At 72.5% G+C, this 4,845-nt stretch carries 4 protein-coding genes and 1 pseudogene; 1 reads left to right on the top strand and 4 read right to left on the bottom strand.

Annotated elements, in window-relative coordinates; genetic code table 11:
• Positions 1–365 (bottom strand): annotated as a pseudogene (locus GTW40_RS31185) (hypothetical protein); the annotation flags it as partial.
• A 274-nt stretch (positions 366–639) separates the two neighbouring features.
• Here GTW40_RS31185 and GTW40_RS31180 point away from each other — a divergent pair.
• On the top strand, positions 640–1,842 hold the full coding sequence (locus GTW40_RS31180; RefSeq protein WP_161183490.1) for an amino acid deaminase/aldolase: 1,203 nt from the start codon (positions 640–642) through the stop codon (positions 1,840–1,842).
• 42 nt (positions 1,843–1,884) lie between these two features.
• On the opposite strand, the gene GTW40_RS31175 is transcribed toward GTW40_RS31180, so the two are convergent.
• The 3 genes from GTW40_RS31175 to GTW40_RS31165 all read right to left on the bottom strand — a co-directional run.
• The gene (locus tag GTW40_RS31175) at positions 1,885–3,126 is read right to left on the bottom strand and encodes a haloacid dehalogenase-like hydrolase (RefSeq protein WP_161183489.1); all 1,242 of its coding nucleotides are present in this window, start codon (positions 3,124–3,126) and stop codon (positions 1,885–1,887) included.
• 25 nt (positions 3,127–3,151) lie between these two features.
• Positions 3,152–3,934, bottom strand: coding sequence for a 3-oxoacyl-ACP reductase (locus GTW40_RS31170; protein WP_161183488.1), 783 nt, complete (start codon positions 3,932–3,934; stop codon positions 3,152–3,154).
• Positions 3,931–4,845, bottom strand: a 915-nt coding sequence (locus tag GTW40_RS31165; RefSeq protein ID WP_161183487.1) for an aldehyde dehydrogenase family protein, incomplete at its 5' end; no start/stop codon positions are given. The genes GTW40_RS31165 and GTW40_RS31170, both read right to left, overlap by 4 nt.

Genomic DNA, 4,845 nt, shown 5'->3' with positions numbered 1-4,845 from the left:
GCCTGCGCGGCGGGACGCGCCGAACCGCCACCCACCTCGACCGGACGCGGCGGAACAGCGGCCCCCGACGCCGCAGCCGTCCCCTCCCCCACGGAGCGACTGGCGACAGGCGGGGTGTCCGGGAAGCGGGCCGACGCGGGCGGCGGAGGCGGGCTCGCCGGGGCGTCCGGGGCGGGCACGGCGCCCGTCGGCTTCTTCTCCACGCTCGCCGCGTTCCCCGTGCTCTTCGCGCGCGGGCGCGGGGTGAACACGGACCGCTCGGCCTCGACACGCTCCCGCACCACGTCGTTCCCGGTGGTACTGGTGGACGAACCCTCGGAGTCGTCGGCCTCGGAAGACGGGGCGCGGCGCGCTTCCGTGCTCATGCACCCCCCGTTTCCTGTTGCCCGGGCCGACTGCTCGTGCGCGGGCCGTTCTGACTGGTCGGCCGGGCCCGGCGGGCGAGTTCCGTCCGGGCACGCATACCCGTACGGCCGGACGGCCATCCCTGTTCAGCCGATGTGGCCGGGGGCGCTCCGCCGTACGTGCGCGTCACTCTACGGGCTACCACCCCGGGAGACGGAACCAGTCCGCACCCCCGGGGCATCTGCCCGGAACGTCCCCCTACCCTGCGGTAATCGCGTCTGGCAGGCTTCCGTCATGACTGCGCGTGCCGCCGACAGGGCCCGGTACGACCGGGCCACCGCCGCTCTCGATGCCCCGCTCGCCCTGGTGGATCTGGACGCCTTCGATGCCAACGCGGACGACTTGGTGCGCCGGGCTCAGGGGAAGCCCGTACGGGTCGCCTCCAAGTCGGTCCGCTGCCGGGCGCTGCTGGAAAGGGTGCTGGCGAGGGACGGGTTCCAGGGGATCATGTCGTTCACGCTGGCCGAGTCGCTGTGGCTCGCGCGTTCCGGGTTCGACGATGTGCTGCTGGCCTATCCGTCCGCCGACCGGGCGGGGTACGCGGAGCTGGCCTCCGACCCGAAGGCGGCCGCCGCCGTCACGGTGATGGTGGACGACGTGGCGCAGCTGGATCTCATCGACGCGGCCCGCCAGGGTGGGCGTGAAGTGGTCCGTGTCTGCCTGGAGTTGGACACCTCGCTGCAACTGCTGGGCGGCCGGGTGCGCGTCGGCGCCCGGAGGTCTCCGCTGCGCTCCCCCGCCCAACTGGCCGAGCTGGCACGGGCGGTGGCCCGGCGGTCGGGATTCCGGCTGGTGGGGATCATGGCGTACGAGGGTCATGTCGCCGGAGTCGGGGACGCGTTGGCCGGGCGCCCTGTGCGTTCGCGGGCGATACGGCTGATGCAGGCGGTGGCGCGGCGGGAGTTGGCCGAGCGGCGGGGGGCGGCGGTGCGTGCCGTGCGGGCGGTGGCGCCGGAGCTGGAGTTCGTCAACGGTGGCGGCACGGGCAGTGTGCAGTACACGGCCGCCGAGGACGCGGTCACCGAGATCGCCGCCGGTTCGGGGCTGTACGTGCCCCGTCTTTTCGACAACTACACGTCGTTCAGGGGCCGTCCGGCCGCCCTGTTCGCGCTGCCCGTCGTACGGCGGCCCGGCGTCGGCGTCGTCACGGTGCTCGGCGGCGGCTATCCGGCGTCCGGCGCTGCGGGCCGGGACCGGCTGCCGGAGCCGTATCTGCCCGAGGGGCTGCGGTACGACCCGCAGGAGGGGGCCGGTGAGGTGCAGACGCCGCTGCTCGGCTCGCCCGCCGACGATCTGCTGATCGGCGACAAGGTGTGGTTCCGGCACGCGAAGGCGGGCGAGCTGTGCGAACGGTTCGACGTGCTGCACCTGTTGGAGGGGGACACGGTCACGGCGACCGTGCCCACCTACCGGGGCGAGGGGCACACGTTCCTCTAGAGCCTCACCAAGAGGCCCTCGCCAACAGGCCGCGAAAGAAGGTCAGTACACCGTGTCCGCCTGGTCCGGCACCACCGAGCCGTCCGGCCGCAGTACCGGAGTACGGCTGCCGTCGGGCGCGTTGTAGGCGGTGGTGGAGCAGGGGTACCGCTCGGTCTTGCGGGGCAACGGGTCGATGAACATGGGGTTGGCGACCCAGCGGCCGTCGGCGTTGTCGTACGCCCGGCACATCAGCTCGGCCTTGTTGCGGTTGAGGACGAGGTGGGCGCCGGTGGCGTCGCCGACGAAGGTGACGTCGGTGTCCGCGTCGCCGCCGCCGATCGCGATGCGTTTGGCGGCGGGCTGTTTCTTCCAGGCGGCGGGGCCGTGGATGCCGTAGATGTCCTGGTTGATCCAGCACCGCTTGCCGTCGATGTACGGGATCGCGGTGCCCTTGCCGGCCGGGACGCCGCCGCAGCCCTCGTTGGCGTAGGTGATGCGGCCGTGGCGGTCGAGGACGGAGCGGATGGCGATGGTGTGCGCGGCGTCGACACCGAGGGCGCGGGACCAGACCTCGGTGACGGGTTCGGAGCCCGCCGAGACGATGTAGACGCGGAATCCGGCCCGTTGGAGGGTGCGGACGAGGTCGCGCTGCTGGTCGTAGTAGCGGACGTAGGCGGGGACCGTGTGCGTGCCGAGCTTCCGGGTCGCGCCGATCGGGGCGGCCAGGGCCTCGCGGCGGGCGGCGCTGGCGTAGGAGGTGAGCTGGGCGACGGTGCGGCCCGCGAAGAGCTGGGGCACCCAGGCGTACTGCGGGACGGTGTGCCGGTGGTTCCAGGTGCCCGCGAAGGCGGCGGCGCCGCTCATCGTCTTCGCGTTCTCGCGGATCTCCAGGATCTCGTCGGTGCAGCGGGGCATCCGGGATGTGCGCAGGGCGACGCCCGCGCCGGTGCCGCAGGCGGCCGTGAGCGCGCGGTCGGCGGCGTCGGTCATCCAGGCGCTGGTGTCCTTCCAGCGGGCCGGGCGGAGCAGGACGTCATGCCGCAGCGCCCAGGAGATGGTCGCGTCGGTGACGTCGTTCTTGGTGATCGTGTTGTCCCAGTCGAACGCGGCGACCGCGCCCCGGTGTCCGGAACAGGTGCCGCGGGCGTCGATGACGTGTTGCAGTCGGGCGCGGTTGTCGCCGTACCAACTGGTGCTCAGTCTCGGGCAGTTGGAGTCGACTGCCGCGGCGGTGGGGGCGAGGGGCGGGGCGGCCGCCAGGGCGGCGGCCGCGGCCAGGGTCCAGGCGAGAAGCTGTCGCATAGGACGGGGACCGTACACCTCTCGGCTACAGCGGTGTCACGTACGCGCCGGAGATTCCTCCGTCCACCAGGAAGTCGGTCGCGTTGACGAAGGAGGAGTCGTCGCTGGCCAGGAAGGCGACGGCGGCGGCGATCTCGTCGGCCTCGGCGAAGCGGCCGAGCGGGATGTGGACGAGACGGCGGGCGGCCCGCTCGGGGTCCTTGGCGAACAGCTCTCGCAGGAGCGGGGTGTTGACCGGTCCGGGGCACAGGGCGTTGACCCGGATGCCCTCGCGGGCGAACTGCACGCCGAGTTCGCGGGACATGGCGAGGACCCCGCCCTTGGAGGCGGTGTACGAGATCTGGGAGGTGGCCGCGCCCATCCGGGCCACGAAGGAGGCCGTGTTGATGATGGAGCCCTTGCCCTGGCGGCGCATGTAGGGGATCGCGGCCTTGCAGCACAGGTACACGGAGGTGAGGTTGACCTCCTGGACCCGCTTCCAGGCTTCCAGCCCCGTGTCGAGGATGGAGTCGTCGTCGGGCGGCGAGATACCGGCGTTGTTGAAGGCGATGTCGACGCTGCCGTAGGTGTCGAAGGCGGCCTGGAACAGCGCCTCGACCTGCTCGGGGTCGGTGACGTCGGTCTTGACGAAGAGCCCGCGGGTCTCCTCGGCGGCGGCCTTCCCGGCGGCCTCGTCGATGTCGGCGCAGACGATGTGCGCGCCCTCGGCGGCCAGGCGGCGGGCGGTGGCGAGGCCGATGCCGCTCCCGGCTCCGGTGACGACGGCGGTACGGCCGACCAGGCGGCGGCAGACAGGGTTCTCGGTCACTGTGCGGGGCCCTCCGTACTGATGAAGACGTTCTTGGTCTCGGTGAAGGCGGTCAGGGCGTCGGGGCCGAGTTCACGGCCGAGCCCGGACTGTTTGAAGCCGCCGAACGGGGTCCAGTAGCGGACGCTGGAATGGGAGTTGACGGACAGGTTCCCCGCGCGGACGGCCTGGGTGACGCGCAGGGCGCGGCCGAGGTCGCGGGTCCAGACGGACCCGGAGAGCCCGTAGGGGGTGTCGTTGGCGAGCCGGATCGCGTCCCGCTCGTCGGTGAAGGGCAGCAGGACGGCGACGGGTCCGAAGATCTCCTCGCGGGCGGCCGGGCCGTCCGGCGGTACGTCGGTGAGGACGGTCGGCGGGAACCAGAACCCGGGGCCGTCCGGCGCGGTGCCGCGCAGGGCGGGGGCGTCGTCGGGGACGTAGGAGCGGACGCGGTCCAGTTGGGCGCGGGAGATGAGCGGTCCCATCTGTGTCTTCTCGTCGGCGGGGTCGCCCACGACCACGGCGGCGAGCGCGTCGGCGAGGAAGGCGCGGGCCTCCTCGTAGATCTCCTCCTGGACCAGGATGCGCGTGCGGGCGCAGCAGTCCTGGCCGGAGTTGTCGAGGAAGGAGAAGGGGTCGAGGGCGGTCTTCAGGTCGGCGTCGGCGAAGACGACGTTGGGGCTCTTGCCGCCCAGCTCCAGGGTGACCGGCTTGACCTGCCGGGCGCAGCGCTCCATGACCTCGCGGCCGGTGCGGGTGGACCCGGTGAACACGATCTTGGCGACGCCGGGGTGCTCGACGAGTGCGCGTCCGGCGGTGTGGCCGTATCCCGGCAGCACCTGGAAGAGGTGCTCGGGCAGGCCCGCCTCCAGGGCGAGTTCGGCCAGGCGGAGCGCGGTGAGCGGGGTGGTCTCGGCGGGCTTGAGGACGAC

This window comes from Streptomyces sp. SID4985 (assembly GCF_009863025.1).
Lineage (GTDB): Bacteria > Actinomycetota > Actinomycetes > Streptomycetales > Streptomycetaceae > Streptomyces.
Note: the sequence above shows the minus strand (reverse complement) of the source record. Positions and strands in the feature narration are given on the sequence as shown.

What these genes read in the sequence shown, in the direction of transcription:
- GTW40_RS31180 (WP_161183490.1), top strand. Translation starts at nt 640, where the DNA reads ATGACTGCGCGTGCCGCCGACAGGGCCCGGTACGACCGGGCCACCGCC.
- GTW40_RS31175 (WP_161183489.1), bottom strand. Translation starts at nt 3,126, where the DNA reads ATGCGACAGCTTCTCGCCTGGACCCTGGCCGCGGCCGCCGCCCTGGCG.